Below are 21,236 nucleotides of genomic sequence, written 5' to 3' on the forward strand. Positions count from 1 at the left end.
TGGTCAGAGACGGTCTGCTTCCGGACCTAGTAAGGTCAACAGCGGACGTTCAGCGGGTGATGCCTGTTCCGGCTGCTGTTTAGTTCCGAACTAGTTGAGTGCAGCCAAGCTCGCTGCGAGCTCGGCATTGCGGAACGGTTTTCCCAAGCGGGGCAAGTCAGGAGCAATACCGCTGGTCTCTGCGTAGCCGGAGATCACAAGTACTTTGATGCCCTCCCGTTGGCTCTGCACCGTTCTCGCCAACTCTGTCCCAGACATCCCTGGCATCAGGTGATCGGTAATAACAAGCTGTGGGATCAGCCCACGATTAAGTAGCTTCAGGGCTTCCTCGGCGGAACTGGCTTCCACGACCTGATAGCCGAGCTCGATCAACATGTCGGCCGTGCTGAGACGCACCACATCCTCGTCGTCCACGAGTAGCACCGTTCCTCGGCCGACCACATCAGGGTGCTCAGTCTCTGCAGCTTCGGTCGCGACCGAGGCGCTTTTGCCTTGCGGCAACCAGAGCTCGACATTGGTGCCGACGCCAACGGTGCTCCGGATGGTTACGGCGCCGCCAAGCTGCAGCGCCAGCCCATGCACCATGGAAAGGCCAAGGCCGGTTCCTTTGCCGACGCCCTTGGTGGAGAAGAACGGCTCCACAGCGCGGGCTAGTGTCGCCTCGTCCATGCCGGTGCCCGTGTCCGCGACAGAAAGGACCAAGTAACGGCCGGGCTTCAGTTGCGACCGGTGCTGACGGCCGACCGTTGCGGCCTCGACCGAGATCCGAAGCGTCCCACCCTCGGGCATCGCGTCGCGGGCATTCACGGCTAGGTTGAGGACGGCCATTTCCAGCTGATTGGGATCGGCCTTCGCGGGCGGCAGGTCTTGTCGAGCATCGACCACAGTCTTGATCTGGGGCCCGGTCGTGCTGGAAATCAGCTCCGCCATGCCGGCTACGAGCTTGTGCAAATCTACCGCCACAGGCTGCAGCGGCTGCCTCCGCGCGAAGGCGAGCAGGCGCTGTACCAGTGTCCTTGCCCGTTCAGCCGACTGAGCGGCGCCGTCGATAAGGCGCTGTTCGCGCTCGCCCCCGACACCCTGTCGCTGAAGCATGTCGAGAGCACCAACGATCGGGGTCAGCAGATTGTTAAAGTCGTGGGCGACTCCTCCTGTGAGCTGCCCCATGGCCTCCATCTTCTGAGACTGACGCAGCGCTTCTTCGGCAACGACCTGAGCAGTCACGTCTCGGCTGGCTCCGATCAGGCGCACCACGCGACCGTGGTCATCCCTGAGCGGCACAAGAGTTGTGTCCCAGTGTCGCGGTTCGTCGGAAAGCTCGAACACGTCGCGATAGTGGAGGATCTCACCCGTCGCGACGACCTGACGATAGGTCGTGAGCACCTTGCTCGCAGCCTCAGGGGGCATGACGTCTTCGACCCTGCGGCCGCGCACCTCTTCGGCGGCAAACCCCACACCCGCTTCATGCGCTGGGTTCACCTGTTCAATAATGAAGTCTCCATCCGGGCTCACTCCGATGACGAACAGGGGGTCTGGCGTGTGTTGGAAATAAGCGCGATAGAGGGAGTCGGCCTCGCGCCGAGCCTCTTCAGCCTGACGCAGCTCGGTGGTGCGCGCCTCCACGCGGGCCTCAAGCGTAGCATTGAGCAGGCGCAGCTCTTCCTCGACAGCGGCGCGCTCGACCACCAGTCTCGTCCGCTCCGCGACCTCCTCCATGAAGCGAACATCGTCTTCACGCCACGCGCGAGGCGCCGAGGAGTTCAGGTAGACGATCGTGCGGAGGCGACCATCACGAACGAACGGCACGACCAAGATTGATCTCGTATCCACGTCTCGGGCGGTTTGCTGTGTCCTGTCTTCGTTGCTGACTTCCGCTTCGAAGAGGTCGAGAACGACCACGGTGCGTCCGGCTGCAAGTTCGGCCACGATCTTCACGCCAAAGTCGGCCGCAGGGTAGCGGCCCAGCAGCGGCGGAACCGAGCCATCGGTCCAACACACCTCGTAGTCGAACACGTCATCTATGGGATCAAGCTGTGCGTAGCCGGTCCGGTTCGCCTTGAAATGGCGCCCCATCAAGGCAGCCACCTCGTTCAAGGCTTCCGTCGTGTCGCCCTCCCGCAGCACGTCTGCTATCTCGACCCGCAGCGTTGCCCGTGCCTCCCGACGAGCATAGGCCTGGAAGGAGCGCTCGAGCGCCGCGGCGCCTAAGGCGAACACCAGTATGAGCAGAGTGATGCCGCTGATGGAGAAGGCAAGCAGGGTCTGCGTTACGCTCGCCACGCCACCAGCCATGTCGACGCCCTGTCTGGCCGTGAAGACGGCCGCCCGCATGCCCGTGTAGTGCATGCCGGAAATGGCAGCGCCCATCACCAGAGCGGCCGCGATCTGACCGTTCAGCTTATGCTCCAGCGATGAAAGCCAGACTGCGGCGGAAGCCGCGCTGACCGCGATCAGGACAGAAATGATGACCCAGATTGGCTCGTACCCGAGCGTGGCCCCCGTGCGCATGGCTGCCATTCCGACGTAGTGCATGGCTACCACGCCGCTGCCCATGAGCAGGCCTGCGCCGAGCACCCGCTGCGGCGATGCTGCACGCCCGCCCATCAAGACAAAACCAGCTGCCGTGAACAGGATCGCGAGGACCAACGACAGGAGTGTCAGCCACGGCTCGTGGGTCATGATCATGCCGGGCATGCTGAATGCGAGCATCGCAACGAAGTGCATCGCCCAGATGCCACCTCCGAGGGCCACGGCGGCGGCCCCCCGCCAAAAGCGGCGCATCCAGCCCGAGGAGGCACGAACCCGGCTGGCGAGGCTGAGCGCTGTGAACGAGGCGAAGCTGGCGACCAGGATCGACAGGACTACCAACACGCTATCGTGGCTGCCGACCATGATCATCGAAGAGCGTTCAACTCCAAACGAATCGTCGCCCTATAGCTGCAACGATACGAGTTCAGTCCACCTGAAATGAGTGCCCTGTGCCACGGGGGCTAATGGAGCGAAACTGGCCCCGACGACTTAAGTCCCGCCAGAGCAGCGAGTCCCTGGCCATTGGGATATCGGCCCCCGCGCGACGCTAACCCGACGCTCTGTGGATGATCAGGTTGGGTAGAAAACCGATTTTCGCTGAGCCTGGCAGAAGGCCGCAAGTGCCCGTGAACAGAAAGACCGGTTTTTGCGAGATGGTGAGCGAACCAGACGCTTGTTCAGGTGATCGGCCGACGTCTGCGCCCGATCCGTTGCACAACCAGTGCATGGTTGCGATACGCTGTGCGGGTTTGCGAGGCATTTCTTGATGTTCGCGAGTGTCTTGTTTGCGGCTCTTTCGACGGCCGGCATCTATCCAGCGCCGACTGGAGCCGAGCCGAACTGCGCTCGTGAGGTGAATGCCATCGCCTTTGCTGATCGAATAGCGAAACTTCCGGAGAGCATCCGTACCGATCTTGACGAGCGGGTCGGTGCGACCAGTAAGCTCGGTGACCGCGGCGCCCCTCTGCTTCGGACTGACGCTCCAGGCCAACCGAAGTCGGAAGAAGTCCCGGTCCGCTTCGTCCAGCCCCTGCAAATCGGCGATCAGTGGTTCGTTCAAATCGAGGTCGCGATGATGAGCGGGGTGACGACGATCGGCTACTCTCTGCGGCCGGACGGACTGTTCACCTTCGAACCGGGTCAGGTCTTCCGCGGCCCGCCGTGCGCTTCGATCATGGCAGCCCTTGCGGGTGTCACCGTCGCGCGAGGTCTGTGACCGCCGCACCAACCTTGCGACATTCGCCAGCTAAGAGCGCAAAACATTAGCTTCGGCGACCATCGCTTCGAGCGGCCGGTTATTCTCCTACGCCGAGATGGCATCATGCAGGGCGAAGACGGCATCATCGGGATCAAATTGATTAGCAATTTCAGACTCTCGACCCAAGTCTCTAGTCGGTCGCTCCGGGTGCAGAGGCACGCCGTGGCGCGACCACTGATGGACGATTACAATCGGTCCGGTCTGTGGCTCGACGAGCAGGGCGGAGCTTCGATCGTCGCCGACGTCGGCACCGGAAGTCCGGCGGCTCGGGCCGGAATCCGGGCTGGCGACCGGGTTCAGGGTAGTCGTGCCGAAGTGCTGCGGGCGATCGAAGGACCGGCCGGCAAAGGGTTGTGCTTTCGATCTCTCGGTCCGGCGAGAAAGCCGACAAGACATTCGAACTGGCCGACTTCGTCTGAAGCGGCGTCGGAAGTTGCTTTCCAGTCCGGGAGGCTGGGGCATCGAGACCAACAGTTCCGGCAGTGGTCGTTAGGGGACCAGCCAAACTTCGCTGCTTAGAGCAGGAAGCGGCCGCCGGTTCATCGGTCGGGCGAATGTCTGCTTCCGACCCATTGCGGACATTAGCGAGCGCGGTAACTTAGAGTAGTGCCGAGCAGGTATGAGCAGTTGCGAGGAGCCATCGCGAACTTGGCGGCATCTGCCGACGAACAGGCGACTTATCTTGACCACATACATGCCCCCCTGACGGGCGGACTTAGCGCGGCCAGTTGTAGCAATGACGAACTCGCCCTAGAGTTTGATGACACTTTCCATGCAGCGGGACACATGATTGATGCAGGCGAGCTGACGCCTTGGCAACGTGACGCCGCGCTGCCCCTCGACGCAATACTCAAACAGTGGAGTGGCCAATCACACGCCGACTTCTGGAAGCGTGAGGCGCTCTGGTCCGACCCTCGATGGAATGACGTTCGCAGCGTCGCCAAAAAGGCACTGGCCGCGTTCACTCAATGACTGCTTTCCACCCATCGCGGACATTCAGGCCGAACGTCTGTATTTCACACCTTCCGGAATGAAGCGTGCAGCGTTCGCTGGAGTCGATGCGGCACCGGACTTGTGGCCGCGGACCTGAGTTTACCTTGATCGAACGGCGGCCAGCCTGGCGCTTGCATGACTAAGGGCGATCACTGCACCTTAGGGCCCAGATAATTGTCGCCGTAGACGGCACGTCGGAAGTCATGGTGAAGGGTGCCGTCGAAGGGTAGTCGCTGCACGAGGAACACTGCGGTGAGCTTGTTGACGGGATCGACCCAGAAGAGGGTCGATGCTCTCCCGTCCCAGAAGAATTCTCCGGTGGCCCCGCGATTCTCGCCTGCGTCCAGCGGCGGTGCCGTCCGCACAAAGAAGTCGATGCCGAAGCCGCCCTGGCCTTTGCTCGGAAGCCACGACCGCTCCGTCACGCGAGGATCGAGCTGATCGGTGGCCATCAGCCTGACCGTTGACCGCTTGAGAATGCGAACGCCGTCAAGAGTGCCGTCGTTGAGCAGCATTCGCGCGAAGCGCATGTAATCGTCTGCCGTGGAGGCGATACCGGCACCTCCCATGGTGAGCTTCCGACCAGGATCGAAATTCAGGCCGCGCTGTTCCTGCTCCGAGCTTCGCTGGAGCCTTCCGTCAGGGATCGTCTCATACATGGTCGCAAGCCGGGGAAGGCGCTCCTGCGGCTGAGTCCAGGCGCTGTCCTTCATTCCGAGCGGCGTGAAGATATGTTCCCGCACAAATTGCTCGAAGGGGACTCCCGTGAGCCTCTCCACCAGGAGCGCCTGCACGTCGACGGCCGCGCTGTAATGCCAGCGCCTGCCGGGGTGGAAGAGAAGGGGGACCTGTGCCAAGCGGCGGCCGAGCTCGCTTAAGTCATGACCGGGATTGAGCGGATCCAGCCGGGCCCACTCGCGCTCCGGATAGCTGTCGCCAGACCCGTACCCGAAGCCGGCAGTGTGACGGAGAACGTCCCTGATGAGGATCGGGCGCTCGGGCGAGACCAGGATGGGGCTTGCCCTGCCATCGACGCCTTCGAACACCTTGGTCTGCGCAAACTCCGGAAGGTAGCGCGCCAGCGGATCGTCGAGGCCGAACCTTCCCTGTTCCCACAATTGCATAAGGGCAACGCCGGTGACTGGCTTTGTCATGGAGTAGATCTGGAACAGCGTGTCGCGCCGCATCGCGCGACCTGCCTCGAGGTCGGCACTGCCGGCGGTGGCAAAGTAGACCTCACGTCCGTTCTGCCAGATCAGCGCGGACACACCCGCGACCCGGCCGCTGGTCACCATGCCGGCGAGTGAGCGATCGATCCTCGGCTTGTTGATCTGAAAGGTCGTGGAGGCCGCCGTGGAGCGCTCTTGAGGGGCGGCATCCGCGGGAATGGCCGAGGCCAGGAACAGTGCCCCCAAGCCGCATGTCAGCGCCCTAAACATCGTCGCTTTCTCCCCTCTCGCCGAAGCTCTGCTCCCGTGCACCGATAACCTGCTTCTTCAAGCGCGTTCCCTCCCGAGCCTGCAGAAAGGCCATTGCCATACGCGTCCTTCTTGGCTGAGGTTAGCGCTACCATCGTCCGCAGGGTAGCGCCCTTCGGCCGCCTCCTGCGGAGAACAAGGCTTCGATGGCGACACGGAGGGCATGCATGAACGGCCAGAGCATCTCACGGCGAAGCTTTCTGGAAGTCGGGGGCGGGGCGACGGCGGTGTCGTTGGCTCTTGGACTATCTGCCGGACCCGGGCTGGCGCAATCACGGGTGACTGTACGCGCTGCAGGTCAGAAGATGCCCAATGGTGTGGAGCTTCCTGGAAGTCCGCCGGCACGAAGGGGAGCCGATAGCGTGGGTTTCGCGATCGTCGGCCTCGGGGATTATGCGCTGAAGCAGATGATGCCGCGCTTCGCGCAATCGAGGCGAGCCCACATCGCCGCCCTCGTCTCCGGCAACGCCGACAAGCTCGGCCAGGTCGGCGACGCCTACGGCATCCCCAGGAACGCTCGCTACTCCTACGAGGATTTCGGGAAGATCGCTTCCGATCGCCGGATCGACGCCGTCTACATCGTGCTGCCGAGCGGTCTTCATGCCGAATGGGCAGTCCGGGCGTTCGCCGCGGGCAAGCACGTCCTGTGCGAAAAGCCGATGGCGCTCTCCAGCGCCGAGTGCGAGCACATGATCGCGGCCGGGCGCCGGGCCGGGCGCAAGCTGATGATCGCCTACCGATCGCACTTCGAGCCGCACAATCGCAAAGCGATGGAGTTGATGAGCCAGGGTGCGGCCGGGCGCGTCAGGATGCTGCACAGCGTGCAATCCTATCGCATGGGGCCGACCACTCCCCGCGAGAACTGGCGCGCGAGTCGCGCCCTGGCCGGCGGCGGTCCGCTCGAGGATCTCGGCATCTATGGTCTCCAGGCGGCGCTCTACCTCACCGGTGAGATGCCCGAGACGGTGAGCGCAACCGTCTTCCGCCCGGAGGGCGATCCACGCTTCGCCGAAATCTACGCAAGCGTCGCCTCGCAGCTCCGTTTTCCGTCCGGCGCCATGGCGCAACTCGCCACGTCCTATGATTCCGCTGGCGCTAACTTCGCCGAAGTTCGCGGCACGTCGGGAACGCTGATCATGGATCCAGCCACCAACTATTCCGGCCAGAAGATGCGGCTGGAAGGCCGCGATGGCCGTGCGTTCGACATGGGCGATCCGACCCTCCAGTTTGCCGGCCAGCTCGATCACTTCGCCGATGCCATCCGGGACAACAGCCCGATCAGGACCCCGGGCGAGATGGGCCTTCGCGACCTGCGCTTGATCGAGGCCATCTATGCCTCCGCGGCGGCCGACCGTGCGATAAGGTTGAACGGCGATGGCAGCCTGAGGAGCTGATCCGCTTCGGCCGCACCGCCTCCGGCCGTCCTATCGCGCGAACCTCGGGGAGCGATGGGGCGCGCCGCGAACGCGGGTGCGTATGGCGGCAAGCTTGTCGCTCGAGGTCATGAACAGGGTTCGCCCATCCGCTCCGCCGAAGGTGCAGTTGGAAACGGCCGCGCCGGTGGAGATAAGCCCCAGCCGCCGCCCGTCGGGGGCGAGGATGTGCACCCCGCCGGGGCCGGTCGCCCAGAGGTTGCCATGCTCGTCGACCGCCATGCCGTCGGGCAGGCCCGGCAGTCCGCTGGCGGCGAGGGCCCCCATGTCCGCGAAGACGCGGCGCCGGGACACTGTCCCATTCGCGGCAACATCGAAGGCCAGAATGACGGCCTGGGCCGGGTCGGAGTTGGACACGTACAAGGTCCTTCCGTCCGGCGAGAAGGCAATCCCGTTGGGGAAGCTTAGCCTGTCTTCCACCAGGCGCACGCTGCCATCGGGTGACCGCCGGTACACTCCGTTGACGGACTGCTCTTTCAGCGGCGACGAATCCAGCCCTTCGAGGCCATAGGGCGGATCGGTAAACCAGACCGATCCGTCGCGCGCCACCGCAAGATCGTTGGGCGAGTTGAACTTCCGTCCGTTGTAACGGGTGCTCAGAAGGCGTTTCGCCTTGGTCCTGAGGTCGAGCACGGCAATGGCGCGATTGCCCTGATCGGCCAGCAGGATGGCTCCCGGACCGCCAGGCTTGAGCCCGTTGGAACCCGCCTCCCGAAATCCGCTCGAAGCCGTTCCACCCGACGGATGGAGGAAGAGTGCCGCACCCCCGGCAGATGTCCAACGGTAGATGCGGTTCGCGGGCACGTCGCTGAAAAGGAGGTAGTCGCCCTTGGCGATCCACACCGGTCCTTCGCTCCAGCGAAACCCGCTTGCCAGCACCTGCACGGCCGCCCCCTGCGGCACGAGCTTGCTCGTCTGGGGCTCGAGCCGCTGAACTGCAGGGATGCTGGGCGATGGAGTCGTGGCCGCCCAGCTTGTCGCGGCGACCAAGGCCAGCGGGATGAAGAGACCAAGAACTGTTCGACTTGTCATGCCACTTTGCACTGCCTGAAGGGTGGTGTGAGAAGGTACTTGGCCGCCGTTGCCGGTTGATCGGATTAACTGGACGAGGGCAAGCCTTATGACTCGCAACCTCCCCGACAGATGGCGACTACTGTTGCCCGTCCAGGCATGCGGGCGAATGTCCGCCTTCGACCCATTGCTGACAATCAGATCATCTCATTTCACCGCAATCAAAAGCCTTGATGATGACTCGGGCATCGGCAATCCTCTCGGAACTCGCCGAGTGGAAAAGAACGTTGCCCTCCCAGACCTCGAACCGGTCGGTGCATCCATCGGCGATGAGCCAACCATCAGATTCAGTGACGATTAATTGACCGAGAAAACCTGCCAAAAGGCCAGCTTCGGTTTGATGTTCAAGGCTTAGCTCAAGTTGGTCTAGTTCAGCGTACGGATGTGCATCGAACACATGGCCCGGCGCTTCATCTATCGACCGCATTTCGCCTAAGCCACGGCGTGCAGCCGTCAGGAAGGATGATCCGAAATGGTGGGTGTTCTCCTCCCAGTGGGCGATCCATAGGAGACGCCTCGTCTGTGAGGGAAACCACCGGTTTACCGCGTCGATGAAGTAAGGCAGGCGCGATGCATTAGAAGGGGGAGCTGCAACCAGCCTCGTCTGCGTACTCGCAATGTCAGCCTTGAGGACTAATGCTCTTCGATACCATCGATGTTCATCGGACACAGAGAAGTCTGAGAGATCGAAGGATTCGAAGGCTTCAGCAGGGGAGACGCAATGCATGCCTTACAATACCGTAACGATGTTCGGAACGCATGTCCGCTTCCCACCCAGAGCGGACAGCAGCCGTTTGAGAGTCCTGTATCACGGCTAGCCGCTAGAGCGGTTGATTCCAGAGAGGAAGACCGCGAAGCTTCGCCCATGCAATTTAGCAAGCCCCTGCTGCGACTACCCATCACCTTCTGTGTGCAGACACTTACGGCAGAAGTGGCGGCCCTGCCGCCGACAGCGTGGATGCCGCATCCGCAGGGCTTTCCCGGCAATGATGCCGTTCCGCTCGTTGCGGCTGATGGCGGGCTCAACGATCGGTTGCGCGGCGTCATGGAGCCAACTGAGCATCTGGCGCGCTGTCCCTACATCGCCGCACTGATGGCCGAGCTCGGCGGCGTTTGGGGGCGGAGCCGGCTCATGGGCCTTGGGCCCGGGGCCGAGGTCCCCGGCCATGTCGACACCAATCACTATTGGCGCACCCACATCAGGATTCACATCCCAGTGATCACCAACCCACAGGTCACCTTCACCTGCGGCGACGAGAGCGTCCACATGGCGGCGGGAGAATGCTGGGTGTTCGATTCCTTCCAGCGCCACAATGTCCAGAACAAGGGCAAGGACAAGCGCGTGCACCTTGTTCTCGACACTGTGGGCGGTGAGCAGTTGTGGGCGCTGCTCGACGCAGCCGGACGTGACCTCGCGCCATCGGAACCCTGGATGCCGGGCAATCGAGAACTACCGCCCCTCTCCTTCGAGCGGGTCAACACGCCGGCAGTTAATGACGCCTTGGGAAATGAGGTGCCATCTCGATTATCTCGCTAGCCATCTGCCCGCCGGCGTCCCGGCCAGCGACGTGATCAGCCGGATGGAGCGGTTTATCTCGGCCTGGCACGCGGTCTGGGCGCAATTCGGTGAACGGGAGGACGGTCAGCCGGCCTACCGCCGGCTCATCAAAACGGCGCGTGGCGATCTGGCCGCGCTCGGTGCCGGTCAGATTAGCCTTACCAACAGTGTACCATTCGCTTACGCACTCGATGCACTCATCTTCGCCAACGCCGTGACTAGGATCCAGGCAGAGCCGGCAGCCGGAGCCACGGCGTCCGCCCGTGTCGCTTCGTGACGTTATCGCTGGCCGCGACATTGCCTGCGGGAAGCTTCCGGGCGCTGATCGAGCGGCCCGTCTTCATCATGAGTTCGCCGCGATCGGGCTCGACCTTGTTGTTCGAAACGCTGGCCCAGTCGCCAGGCCTGTTCACTATTGGCCGGGAGAGTCATAATGTGATCGAGGGCATTCGCGCCTTTTCGACGCCGGCGCGGGGGTTCACGTCCAACCGGCTGACCGAAGCGGACGCCGATCCTGACCAGATCGAGTTACTGGCACAGGCGTTCTACGAAAGATTGCACGATCGGAATGGCCGCACTGCTAGCGGGCGCGTGAGAATGCTCGAGAAGACGCCCAAGAATGCCCTGCGAGTTCCGTTCTTCGCCGCTGCTTGGCCTGATGCCACTTTCCTCTTCCTCTACCGGGATGCACGCGAGACGATCGCAAGCATGATGGAGGCTTGGCGATCCGGCATGTTCCGGACCTATCCGCGCCTGCCGGGCTGGACCGGATATCCGTGGTCACTTTTGCTCGTTCCCGGCTGGGAGAACCTCAAGGGCCTTCCACTGCCTCACATCGTGGCCCGGCAATGGGCAACGGCCATGGATTTCCTGATCAACGATCTTGCCAGTTTGCCTCCGCAGCAGGTGCGAGCGATGACGTACGAGAATGTCATCGCTGCGCCTCAGCACGCAATGCAAGAACTTTCAGCATCGCTCGACCTCTCCTGGGATCGTTCGCTGGGTGCCCACCTCCCAAAATCGAGAACTACCGTGTCGGATCCTGCACCGGACAAATGGCGGGCGAACGAAGAGGTGATCGAGATGGTGTGGCCGCTCGTGAAGGACACTGACGAAAAGGCGCGAGCCTTCGCCGATCGCCACCGCGTCTGACGGGGCTCTGAGCACGCTTGCCGCTTAGCTAAGTCGTCCCACTTACCATCTACCCTCCGCCATGTCCGGCTTCCACCCGTTGCGGACATTGACTGCGAATGTGGCTGGGCCACAGCAACCGCTCCTAGCTCAACTGAATAGGACGCCAAGCTTCGAACCCGGAGGTTGGGGGTTCGAGCCCCTCGGAGCGGGCCAGGGCCAAATGTCTGCTTGGATGGAAAGCGGGCCCAAGCTGGACTCGAGAAATTTCCGGCACTGCCTGCAGGGGCTATATACTTTTTGTTAATTTAGGTTGATCCTTGAGCTTCGGTTTCGTGCCGAGTCGTCGAATTGCGGATCGGGGAGAGAGCCGATGACCGTTGGACGCTGCGCTCTGCTTTGCCTGCTTGTCTTGCCTGCTCCGCTAAGTGCTCAAAAGAGTAGCGGAAGTCAGCCTCAGGAAATCTTCTATCGGGCGCCGTACGGCAAGGGGACGCAACTCGTAGCCACGGCGAGGGACGGCAGCAATCTCTCGAGAATATATGAAGACGCGGGAAGCTCATACTTCGGTTTCGATGTGGGATCGGCCGACAGTGGAGTGATCATCATCGGCTCACGGACTGGCGAATTGAGGCTCGTTCGATACGCCAAAAATAGTTCGGGTGTTTTTGGTCGCACGAGCGTCACCACCCTGCTCACTGGCATCTATCCAGGATCGGCAGTGGACCTGTCCCCTGACGGCACTCGCATCGCATATCGAGCTGCAACCGGGGGAGCGTTGATGGTGTACGATCTGAACGATCGCTCGAGTACCGAGTGGTTACGCGGTCCCTGGGCTTGGGACTTCGTTTGGGCGCGGGGCGGAGCAAGCTTGGTCCTGCTTGAGCAGTACAATTCCAATGACCAACGCAGCAGGCTGTACGAACTGAGGGCTCCAGGCCAAGCGATCGAGATACTCAATCACCGCCGCTTGGATGCAGTCGAGGTGTCCCGGCTCAAAAGTGACGAACTTCTGCTGAGCTACAACAGCGACGATGGCAGCGCTCACGTTGGCACCTGGCGCATGCCGACGACGCTTGCTGACGGAAGCACGTCCGCCGGTGAATGGATCGTGCCCAGCCTTGCTGGTCGAAGCGCCGCTTTCAAGGGCGTCTTCTCCTGTGACGACAAGTATCTTCTCTATGGTGGCGCGGGCCCGTCAGGTCAGCAGATTTGGCTGACGAAAACCCTGCCAAGTGGCGCTGACGTCGCAATCAGCAAGGCTGCCGCGAACGCGATCCCTCAGAGTTGGTCGCGATGCGTCACAGCTCCGGCAAGTTCTGGATCTGCGCTTGAGTTTCGTGGAGTGCCCTGATCCTCTTGGCAGCTTAATGTCCGCCATGGGTGGGAAGTGGACTGTGCCGCTATGACTGCCTTGGGCTTACTGACCTTGCTCAGCAGCTCACGAGATAGACGACCGATAGATCAAGAACGGGGCTGAAGTGACAGCGGCTCTAGTCGTCAGACCGCTGTCCGCTGCTGTCTTTTGCCCCGTAACCGCGTGTATGAGGGCCTCCAAAACACCGCCATTCGAGCCTCCGACAACTCAAGACTGGTGATCGACCGAACACCCACCAAAGGAGGGGACGCGGCCCTTATAGAGAAGGTCTCCCTTTCCGAACGGCGACTACACAGAGTGCAAGGACACCAGTCGATATAACGAGGAACGGTAAGGCGAACCGCACCCAGAACGGTTGACCACCGCTAGCTAGCATGACTGAGACGGTCACAAGAACAGTGGTCACGATGCCACCGGCAAAGGTCAGCCAGCCCTGCCAAGTCGCGGGGGCAAATCTGATGCGACCACCTTCGCGCCTGTAGACGAACCACGGTTTACTGCTCACCCTCCGAGTATTGGGGTTTAGGAGAGTGTCAGCAAGGAGTAGAACTCAGTCGCTCGGTGGAATGTCCGCTTTGGGTCGAAAGCAGACATAAGCGCGGGCAGCGAATTATTTGTCTGAAGGGCTGCCGTCGCTGCGCAGACATGGGCAATGGGATCGATAGGCTCGGACCTCGGCGGATAGACCAGGTGTGCCTCCATCAGCCTCGACGCGAGCCTCAGGGCATCGGGCCCCCGCTCGATGAGGGACAGGAGCGCGACTGAAGAGGTCGGCGAGCTGCCGATGCTGGTTTGAATTGAAATCGGATGTGAGGATCTCGAAGTCGTGTAAGGTGAATTGCTGTTCACGGCCTGCTGCCCTGAACAAGGTGTCGAGCCAGTCCTGATCGTAGCGTGGAGCATCACTCGCGACGATCGTTCTCGATTCCAGCAGGGCAATGAGCCAATCGCAAACCTGCTCCACCTCGCGGCCCTCCGTGAACGCAAGCTCCAGCGGGATGCCGTGGACCGCTGCGGATGCGTCCGACCACAGACCACTTCGAAGCCATGCTTCCGTCGGTCAAATCAGCGAGGCACCAACCCCGATGATCTTGGTGGGACCGCGAACCAACGCGAGCCCGACTCCGACGGGATAGCTTCCGGTCCCCAGTGCCGAAGCCTCAATGTCGAGCACGGCAACAGGCCGGCCACTCCGGTTCAGAATGCCTTTCATACAATCATTCCTTTCATCCCCGTGACCTTGGATAGTCACAGACACGCAGGCGAGCCGGACGAGGGCCTCCCCCGGCTGAACGAACGTCCTAATTGTCGGATGCTCCCAATCAGTTCCAAGCGTCCGAGGAGGGCGCTGAGCCGCCGCCTCTCTCCGCTTGAACGAATGGCGGCTCTTCGCCCTTGCTCACCCGACAGCGGCCGTTCCGCTTCCCACCATGAGCCGACGATCACGCATCACACCCAAGTCGGGAGGTGCTCGCACCTAAGCTGGTGGCAGATCGGCTCAGCGCATGTGATTACGGATTTCGAACCTTGCGAGGCTCAGATCGAAGCCGCTGAAGAGGCTGCGCCGCTTCTGCAGTTCCGCGGCGCTTACCTTCCCTTCAGCAAAAATCGCGCTCATCTCGATCGCGAGCCATCTGCTTCTAGCCGTATGCGCTCGTTAGGATCGAAGAAGCTGCCCACATGTCCACTCTACCGCTATCAAGCGTTCTACGCCATCAGCGGTTACCGTTGGCAGAAGGTTAGATGGTCAGATCGCCAAGCGAGCGTCAGCAATTTGCCTATGCGGATTGCAAAGCCGTCAGACTGCTTTCCACCACCATTTCACGCTTACATGACGTTGACGATCACTTATTCATGAGCCGCTATCTTCATGGCTACGCTCGGCTTCTCGCCTCAACCATTCCGCTAGGCTGTCGAGTGTTTGCAATCCGTACTCGACTGCGCCGAAGCTGATTACGGCATCGCGGCGTTCCCGGCTGGGATGGAACTGCCACAACGTCAACACGGTCTTGCCATCGGCTTGTTCGTCGAAGGTCACGGTCATGCGGAAGCGATCGGGGTCGTCCGGTGCCGGCGTCCCATAGTCCACGACGATCCGTTCATTCGGAACGATTTCGATGAAGCGCATCAGATTGGGAAAACGCTGTTGCCTGCCCTCGAAGGTGCCGACCATGTCGAAACGCCAGTGGCCGCCCTCGCGTAGATCGGCCTCATGGGTCTCGATCGCTAAATTGTTGGGGCCGTACCAAGCCGCTAGTGCATCGGGGTCCATCCAGGCTGCGAAGACGCGGTGACGGGGATGAGAAAGCACCCTCACAACGACGAGCTCGCGATCCCGCGACCAGGCCTCATGCGTGATCATGCCTCACCATTCTTGGCATCAAGGTAGGATTCTAAGCGATCCAGCCGCTCGGCCCACTGACGGCGTTCCGTTTCCATCCAGTCCGCCACCTCTTCGAAGCGTGGCCGCACCAGCCTGCACCAGCGGCTTCGCCCGCGCTTCTCGCTCGTAATCAGACCCGAGTCCTCGAGCACCTTCAGGTGCTGAGAAAAGGATGGCAGAGCCATGTCGAACGGCTGCGCAAGCACCGTGACCGGCACCTCGCCTTCCGCGAGCCGCGAAATCACTGCGCGGCGAGTGGGATCGCTGAGCGCGTTGAAAGCCAGATCGAGAGGCGACGAGTGATGCGGCATGCCGCCATTTTGCGCCACCAGATCATCGGGTCAAGAAAGAAAGGTACTTGCCTCAACGTCTAGGTTGATACAAAGGTATGTGCCTAAGTCTATCAGGAGAACGCCGTGGCCGTTCGTGTCGACCTCTTAATCTCGTTAGACGGATTCGCGACGACCACCGACCAGACTCCCGACGACCCTTTCGGCCAGGACTGGACGCGGCTGGTGGAGGCCTATGTGTCGACCCGAACGTTCCGCGAACGTGTGATGGGAGACATGAGTGGCCGAGGCACGACAAGCATCGATGATCGCTACGCCGAAGACTATTTCGAAAATATCGGTGCCGAGATCATGGGCGCGGGGAAGTTCGGCTTACATGCATTTCCCAATGATCCGGCCTGGCGAGGCTGGTGGGGTGACGAGCCGCCGTTCCGATGCCCTGTGTTCGTGCTGACCCACACCGCCCGCCCGCCCTTGACCATGGCCGGCGGAACCAGCTTTACCTTCATTAACAAAAGCCCAGTTGAGGCGCTTGCGCAGGCGCAAGAAATGGCGGCCGGCAAGGATGTTCGCATCGGCGGTGGCCCTACCGTAGTGAAAGACTTTCTGAAGGCCGGACTCGTCGATCGGATGCACGTTGCAATTGCACCGATCCTACTTGGACGAGGGATTCGGCTGTGGGATGACCTTCGCGGTCTGGAAGGAAATTTCACGGTGTCATCGGAAACGGCTGAAAGCGGCACCATTCACCTCACCTTCCTGCGCTAAAACTAGGAGATTGCGTGAATGCGAAAGGACTTCGATCCCTCGACGGTTCCGCCCGACGGGCGACCAGCGACCAAGGCGCGGCTGTTCCACAGCAATGGGGATGGCCCGTGGCACGGCAGTGTTGAGGGTGAGGTCATGAATGCGCCCTGCACCATCCTAGCCTACGGCAACGATATGCCGGGCGAAGGACCGCCGCTTCACATCCATCCCTATGACGAAATCTTTGTAGTCATCGAGGGAAACGCACGCTTCCATGTCGGTGACAGCGTTATCGACGCTTCAGCGGGCGAAGTAGTCTTGGGACCTGCAGGTGTTCCGCATCGCTTCGAGAACTTAGGTCCCGGCCGCCTTCAAACGATTGACGTGCATGACTGTTCTCGCTGGCTTCAAACAGATCTCGGCTAGTTTAAGACCAAGTATAGTTCGCGCACCGAAGACGTCCGCCGTCGTGAACGAGCTTCGGTTGATCGCCTTCACTTGCCCGCAAACAGCAGTTCCGCTTCCCACCACCTGCCAACGCTTTGCCAAGCCGAGTGCCGTGTGCTCGCGATAAATCAGCGGCGGGGAATTCGCAGATCGTACTGCGAGCGCTCGATCCTCGCGCCTGCTGTTGGCGAACGCGTCGCCGGTCACTAGATCATCTCGACCTCGCTTTCCCGGGCAAAGCCCTGAAGAGCTCGCCATTGCCGATAGTATGTGACAGGTCTTTCCAAGCAGGCTTAGGACCGGAGTGATGACGAGCGTCGACGGAGCAGGAAGCAACTCCTTGGTGCTCGGAGCCCGCAAGGGCTTGGCTGACGACCTCGCCTACTTGCGTCCGCTATACCCGACCAGCGACTGGCGATCGCATGCTAACTTCGGCGAACTGGCCAATTTCTGGCTTCATGTGCATTCCAGTCTGCGCAGCGAAGGCAGCGAGGTCGTTCGAATCGTGAACGCTTATCGCGGGCAGGAGATCGATAGAATGCAGCTGCAGCAGGCCTTCGTTCCGCAGCTCAATTCCTTTCTGCAGCACCTCGATCACCATCACAGGATTGAGGATAACGTCTACTTTCCCAAGTTCCGGCTATTGGACGGGCGCCTGATCGCGGGCTTTGATCTGCTGGAGGCGGATCACGAGCTAATCCATCAGAGCCTTGTCCAGACGGTCGCGCATGCGCGGGAACTGCTGGCGGCGCTCTCGCAGACCGCAGGTGGCGAACGCCAGGCCGCTGACACCTTCGCCGGCAGGATCGAGCATCTCCTGAAGCTCTTACAACAGCATCTTGGTGACGAGGAGGAACTGGTTGTTCCGGCCCTTCTCGAGCATGGCGAGCAAGCGCTGCTATAAAGTGATCGGTGTTCGGCACCATTCTGTTAGCGCTTCAAGAGGCTGAGGGCCGATCAGAGCGCATTCCTGGCGCAATGCTTTCTCGGAGAGTCATCTGCTTTCGCGTGGACACCGCCCGGAAGCCGTCACTCCAGTTTTCCACCAGCGGCGGCCGCTCAGACCTGCTCAGGTCCGAATGTCTGCGATGGGTCGAAAGCAGACTTTGAGCGGGCGCGCAGCGTCCTCTTTGCGATCAGCGATGCGATTAATTGCATATCTTGGCACTCTGCTCTCGCACCGCTATCTATGTAATAATATTACATCTTTGAGGTTGCCATGATCAATCCTGCAAATGCCCCTACCGCCCGCTTCTTCGAAAGCGTGGGTATCGAGGCGGGCGCGCGAGTGCTCGACGTTGGATGCGGAAGTGGCGACCTTAGCCGCTTCGTGGCCGAATTGGCAGGACCCGAGGGCGAGGTGGTTGCGATCGATCGCAGCGACGAAGCCTTGGCCATGGCGCGCACCATGCCGATCAGTTCCTCTGCGGCGCCAATTCGGTATCGCACGATGGAATTGTCCGTTGAGCTGCCGGATCTCGGCCTGTTCGATGCGATCGTGGGGCGGCGCGTGCTGATGTACCTTCCTCAGCCAGCTTCAACGATCGCCCGCTTGAAGCGGCTGGCAAAGCCGGGTGCGGTCCTGGCCTTTCAGGAGCACGCCCGCTCCAGCCTGCCTTCCGGTCTTGGACGGCTCGACCTGCATGGCCAGCTTTACGACTGGATGTGGACAACTGTCGCGGCAGAGGGTGGCGATGTGGGGCTAGCGCTTCGCTTGGTCGATCTCTTTCAGGCGGAAGGCCTCACCATCGAGCAAGCACGAAGTGAGGCTATTTTGCTCCAGCCCGGCGAACCATCCTTCCTGCCGACGCTTACTGCGATGATGCTTCCGCGTTTTGTCGAGCGGGAGGTAGCAAGCGTTGAAGATGTGGGACTGGAAACACTGGCCGAGCGGCTTGAGGAAGAGCGCTGCGCTGCGGGAGGGACAATCGTGTGGGACTTGGCCTTCCTGACTGCTGCGAGGCTTTCGATCTAGCAAGCCCGTGCACGCAATAGCTATGAAGGTTCAATTGCACGAAAGCTCGTGCATTGCCCAAGCAAGATGCGCCGGCACTTGATGCCCGGAGGGCATGCGCGCAGCATCAGTTTCCGCAATGGATCAAGGCGAACTTTGGCCCGCCAGCTGAACGGACGTCTGCCGGCGAATGGTCGGCTATTAAGTTGAAGTGTTTGAGGAGGGCACTGAGCTGACCTAACCCTCCGCATGAACGAACGTCGGCTTCCGCCGGCGCTCACCCGAAAGCTGCTGTTCCGCTTTCCACCAACCATTGACGTTCGAGGTGGGATCGCCAGAGCGTCGGCAAGTGGCCGTTATCGGCCTATCCGCTTGTCGGTTCAGCACGGACGAAGCGGACATTCGCTTACCGCTCTTTCGCAAGCCTCAGCCCAGTCTTGGTCATTGTCAGAAGGCAACCTTGGACCAATGCAAATCCCTTACCCTCTTTTGACATAGGCAACAGCTATCCGGCCGTCTCGTGACCGGATACATAAGTCCTTGTGACACGCACATAGTCGGTCTTGGCCTGTACCATGGTTATGCTCGGGTACCGGCGGCGTCGCACTGGATTTCGGTTACCAGCGCAATCACTGGTTAATGGTCGGGTAGAACAACCGATGCCCCCTTCCGGCCTTCGAGGATAAACTCGCCGTGCCTCCCGATCGGTCACTCCACGACCACCAGACGGCCCTTGCCAAGCGGAAGAGACTTGCTCTGCTTATCGAAAAAGCTCGGCCCAGGCCAGCGAAGTGGAGCGTACAATGAAATAGCCAAAGATTCCGTCGTCGATCGAACCTCGTCCAAAGCGTTAGCGTAGAGTTGTCTTGCTAAGCCGTGGAGCAGCATTCCTGCATGCTTCGCGCGCTTTCCTTAGCATCTTCTATTTAAATACCTCCGGGTTCCTTTCCGACAAAATCGGAAGACCTAATGCGGAATAGGCGCCGGTTACCTCCGCCACGTCTGCCTTGGCCGTCGCGACCTGTTCCTGAGCGTCGATCCTGGCGCGCCTAGATGCGTAAAGGCTGGTTTGGGCGTCGGCGAGATCGCGGTAGGGCAAGGCCCCGAGGCGGTATCCGCGCTCCGTCAGCGCAACCAGGCGCTCGGCAGCGGGGAGCGTCCGCCCCTCGATGTTTTCAAGCGAGCGCAGCGCGCTTCGCCAGTTGCCGAGCGCTCGTTCGGCGGTGCGGCGGGCGTCGCGCCGTTGAGCTTCGGCGGCGAGGTTCGCCCGCTCGGCTTCGGCCTGGGCCTGAACGACACGGGCGCGGCCGTTATTGAAGAAGGGAAGCGGGATGGAGACGCCCGCGACAAGCGCTACGGCTTCTTCTTCGCGGGCGACGCGCACCCCGCCACGGGCGGTAAGGTCGGGAATCCGCCCGGCCCTCGCGGCCGCAACCCGCGCGCGTTCCCGGTCGGCGATCGCCGCGATCCGGGAGTCGTCCGCCGTTACGATCGCAATTTGCGCGGGATCGACGCTGCCGGTCGCCAGAAAGGAAGGATCCGCCTCAACCGCCTCGGTCGCCCCGACAAGCAGCGCCAGATTGCGTTCGGCGGTCTCGGTGTCGCGGCGGTTCCGCTCAAGCTCCGTGCGAGCTTCGCCAAGGCTGACCAGCACGCGATCATGTTCGACCTCGGCGATGTCGCCGACCGCCAGCCGGCGTGCGCTCTGCGCGGCGAGGGTTTCGGCAAGGGCGACCTGTTCCTGCGCGATTGTCGCCCGCGCGCGGGACGCGGCGGCATTACCGTAAGTGCGGGCCAGTTCGGCAAGCAGGCGGCGGGCTTCCCCCTGCCGCTCGGCAAGCGCAAGCGCGATGTCCGCCCTCGCCACTGCCGTGCGCGCGCGCCGCTTGCCGCCAAGCTCGATCGGTTGCTCGATCACTGCGGTGATTTCGGCCCCGTCGACACCACGATACGGGCCCGTACCCGCGAAATTCTCGATCTCGATGTCGGCGCTCGGATTGGGGCGGCGGTCGGCATCCAAGAGACCGGCCTCGGCCGCGCGCCTGGCAGCGTCCGCGGCGCGCAACGCCGGTGCTTCCGTCACCAGCCGCGCCGCAGCCTCGCCGAAGGTCATGGGTGCCGTTGCTGCCGGCGAGGCGGCGCCCGCCAGAAGCAGAGCGAGACAGGCGCGCCGCATCAGCCCTTTGCTCCAGCCCGCCGCAGGGTGGCAAGATCGCGCGCCGAATAGCGGATGGTCGGCGCGGCGCCCGGCAGCTTGAAGCTTACCGAGGCGGTCCAGTCGCCCGACAATCGAGCTTCGGGAGCGATCAGCTGATTGCCGCCGCCGGGCCGGAAGCGGACGTTGACCAGCTTTCCGCCCGACAGGAGCCGTGCGGTGGCCGACATGGCAACGGCCGGCACCGGTTTCTTGTCAGACGCGCGGTAGACGAGGATGCGCGAACCGCCGACCCCCGGCACGAATTCGAAATGATAGGCTCCCCAGTGGATGGCCTGGCCGCCAGCGGGTCCGACGTGGGGTGCGTGGGACGATGCCGGGGCGGCAACGAGGGCGAGCGAGGCGGCGGCGAAAAAGCGAAGAGGCTTCAT

General features: G+C 61.8%; 20 protein-coding genes. 11 read left to right on the plus strand and 9 right to left on the minus strand.

What is annotated here, in order from left to right:
• Positions 1-90: 90 nt before the first annotated feature.
• Positions 91-2,898: an MHYT domain-containing protein gene (locus JOY29_RS05040; protein WP_300975096.1), complete on the minus strand. Its 2,808-nt coding sequence runs from the start codon at positions 2,896-2,898 to the stop codon at positions 91-93.
• A gap of 397 nt (positions 2,899-3,295) precedes the next feature.
• On the opposite strand from JOY29_RS05040, the gene JOY29_RS05045 reads away from it, so the two are divergent.
• Complete coding sequence (locus tag JOY29_RS05045; RefSeq protein WP_300975097.1) at positions 3,296-3,745, plus strand: hypothetical protein; 450 nt, start codon at positions 3,296-3,298, stop codon at positions 3,743-3,745.
• Positions 3,746-4,435: 690 nt separating this feature from the next.
• The gene (locus tag JOY29_RS05050) at positions 4,436-4,759 is read left to right on the plus strand and encodes a hypothetical protein (protein ID WP_300975098.1); all 324 of its coding nucleotides are present in this window, start codon (positions 4,436-4,438) and stop codon (positions 4,757-4,759) included.
• A 170-nt stretch (positions 4,760-4,929) separates the two neighbouring features.
• Here JOY29_RS05050 and JOY29_RS05055 read toward each other — a convergent pair whose 3' ends face one another.
• Positions 4,930-6,219, minus strand: coding sequence for a serine hydrolase (locus JOY29_RS05055; RefSeq protein ID WP_300975099.1), 1,290 nt, complete (start codon positions 6,217-6,219; stop codon positions 4,930-4,932).
• A gap of 401 nt (positions 6,220-6,620) precedes the next feature.
• Here JOY29_RS05055 and JOY29_RS05060 point away from each other — a divergent pair, with 401 nt between their 5' ends.
• The gene (locus JOY29_RS05060; protein WP_300975100.1) at positions 6,621-7,652 is read left to right on the plus strand and encodes a Gfo/Idh/MocA family oxidoreductase; all 1,032 of its coding nucleotides are present in this window, start codon (positions 6,621-6,623) and stop codon (positions 7,650-7,652) included.
• 30 nt (positions 7,653-7,682) lie between these two features.
• Here JOY29_RS05060 and JOY29_RS05065 read toward each other — a convergent pair whose 3' ends face one another.
• Together JOY29_RS05065 and JOY29_RS05070 are read right to left on the minus strand one after the other, a co-directional pair.
• Complete coding sequence (locus tag JOY29_RS05065) at positions 7,683-8,723, minus strand: SMP-30/gluconolactonase/LRE family protein (RefSeq protein ID WP_300975101.1); 1,041 nt, start codon at positions 8,721-8,723, stop codon at positions 7,683-7,685.
• A 181-nt stretch (positions 8,724-8,904) separates the two neighbouring features.
• Complete coding sequence (locus tag JOY29_RS05070; RefSeq protein WP_300975102.1) at positions 8,905-9,489, minus strand: hypothetical protein; 585 nt, start codon at positions 9,487-9,489, stop codon at positions 8,905-8,907.
• A gap of 138 nt (positions 9,490-9,627) precedes the next feature.
• Here JOY29_RS05070 and JOY29_RS05075 point away from each other — a divergent pair, with 138 nt between their 5' ends.
• The 4 genes from JOY29_RS05075 to JOY29_RS05090 all read left to right on the plus strand — a co-directional run bounded on the left by JOY29_RS05075 (position 9,628) and on the right by JOY29_RS05090 (position 12,805).
• Entirely contained in the window at positions 9,628-10,299 is a 672-nt protein-coding gene (locus tag JOY29_RS05075) for an aspartyl/asparaginyl beta-hydroxylase domain-containing protein (RefSeq protein ID WP_300975103.1), read from the plus strand.
• Positions 10,271-10,597 (plus strand): hypothetical protein, encoded by a 327-nt coding sequence (locus tag JOY29_RS05080; protein WP_300975104.1) that lies wholly within the window; start codon positions 10,271-10,273, stop codon positions 10,595-10,597. Before JOY29_RS05075 ends, JOY29_RS05080 begins: the two co-directional genes overlap by 29 nt.
• A complete protein-coding gene (locus JOY29_RS05085) occupies positions 10,594-11,472 on the plus strand; it encodes a sulfotransferase (protein ID WP_300975105.1) in 879 nt (292 codons plus the stop codon). The genes JOY29_RS05080 and JOY29_RS05085 overlap by 4 nt, the downstream gene beginning before the upstream one ends.
• A 577-nt stretch (positions 11,473-12,049) precedes the next feature.
• Entirely contained in the window at positions 12,050-12,805 is a 756-nt protein-coding gene (locus tag JOY29_RS05090; RefSeq protein WP_300975106.1) for a WD40 repeat domain-containing protein, read from the plus strand.
• A gap of 1,084 nt (positions 12,806-13,889) precedes the next feature.
• On the opposite strand, the gene JOY29_RS05095 is transcribed toward JOY29_RS05090, so the two are convergent.
• From JOY29_RS05095 to JOY29_RS05105, 3 genes are all read right to left on the minus strand, one after another.
• The gene (locus JOY29_RS05095; RefSeq protein ID WP_300975107.1) at positions 13,890-14,042 is read right to left on the minus strand and encodes a hypothetical protein; all 153 of its coding nucleotides are present in this window, start codon (positions 14,040-14,042) and stop codon (positions 13,890-13,892) included.
• 639 nt (positions 14,043-14,681) lie between these two features.
• Positions 14,682-15,191: an SRPBCC domain-containing protein gene (locus JOY29_RS05100; protein ID WP_300975108.1), complete on the minus strand. Its 510-nt coding sequence runs from the start codon at positions 15,189-15,191 to the stop codon at positions 14,682-14,684.
• Complete coding sequence (locus tag JOY29_RS05105) at positions 15,188-15,541, minus strand: helix-turn-helix transcriptional regulator (protein WP_300975109.1); 354 nt, start codon at positions 15,539-15,541, stop codon at positions 15,188-15,190. Before JOY29_RS05105 ends, JOY29_RS05100 begins: the two co-directional genes overlap by 4 nt.
• A gap of 87 nt (positions 15,542-15,628) precedes the next feature.
• On the opposite strand from JOY29_RS05105, the gene JOY29_RS05110 reads away from it, so the two are divergent.
• The 4 genes from JOY29_RS05110 to JOY29_RS05125 all read left to right on the plus strand — a co-directional run bounded on the left by JOY29_RS05110 (position 15,629) and on the right by JOY29_RS05125 (position 18,671).
• A complete protein-coding gene (locus JOY29_RS05110; protein WP_300975110.1) occupies positions 15,629-16,270 on the plus strand; it encodes a dihydrofolate reductase family protein in 642 nt (213 codons plus the stop codon).
• Between the two features lie 18 nt (positions 16,271-16,288).
• Positions 16,289-16,675 carry a cupin domain-containing protein gene (locus JOY29_RS05115; protein WP_300975111.1) on the plus strand — a complete coding sequence of 129 codons (387 nt, stop codon included), beginning with the start codon at positions 16,289-16,291 and terminating at the stop codon, positions 16,673-16,675.
• A 328-nt stretch (positions 16,676-17,003) separates the two neighbouring features.
• A complete protein-coding gene (locus JOY29_RS05120) occupies positions 17,004-17,600 on the plus strand; it encodes a hemerythrin domain-containing protein (protein WP_300975112.1) in 597 nt (198 codons plus the stop codon).
• 315 nt (positions 17,601-17,915) lie between these two features.
• Positions 17,916-18,671 (plus strand): methyltransferase domain-containing protein, encoded by a 756-nt coding sequence (locus JOY29_RS05125; RefSeq protein WP_300975113.1) that lies wholly within the window; start codon positions 17,916-17,918, stop codon positions 18,669-18,671.
• A 901-nt stretch (positions 18,672-19,572) separates the two neighbouring features.
• Here the strand turns inward: JOY29_RS05125 and JOY29_RS05130 are convergent.
• Together JOY29_RS05130 and JOY29_RS05135 are read right to left on the minus strand one after the other, a co-directional pair.
• On the minus strand, positions 19,573-20,826 hold the full coding sequence (locus tag JOY29_RS05130; RefSeq protein ID WP_300975114.1) for a TolC family protein: 1,254 nt from the start codon (positions 20,824-20,826) through the stop codon (positions 19,573-19,575).
• Positions 20,826-21,236: a hypothetical protein gene (locus JOY29_RS05135; protein WP_300975115.1), complete on the minus strand. Its 411-nt coding sequence runs from the start codon at positions 21,234-21,236 to the stop codon at positions 20,826-20,828. The genes JOY29_RS05130 and JOY29_RS05135 overlap by 1 nt, the downstream gene beginning before the upstream one ends.

The sequence above is a fragment of the Sphingomonas sp. LHG3406-1 genome (assembly GCF_029637485.1).
In the GTDB taxonomy this organism is placed as follows: Bacteria; Pseudomonadota; Alphaproteobacteria; order Sphingomonadales; family Sphingomonadaceae; genus Sphingomicrobium.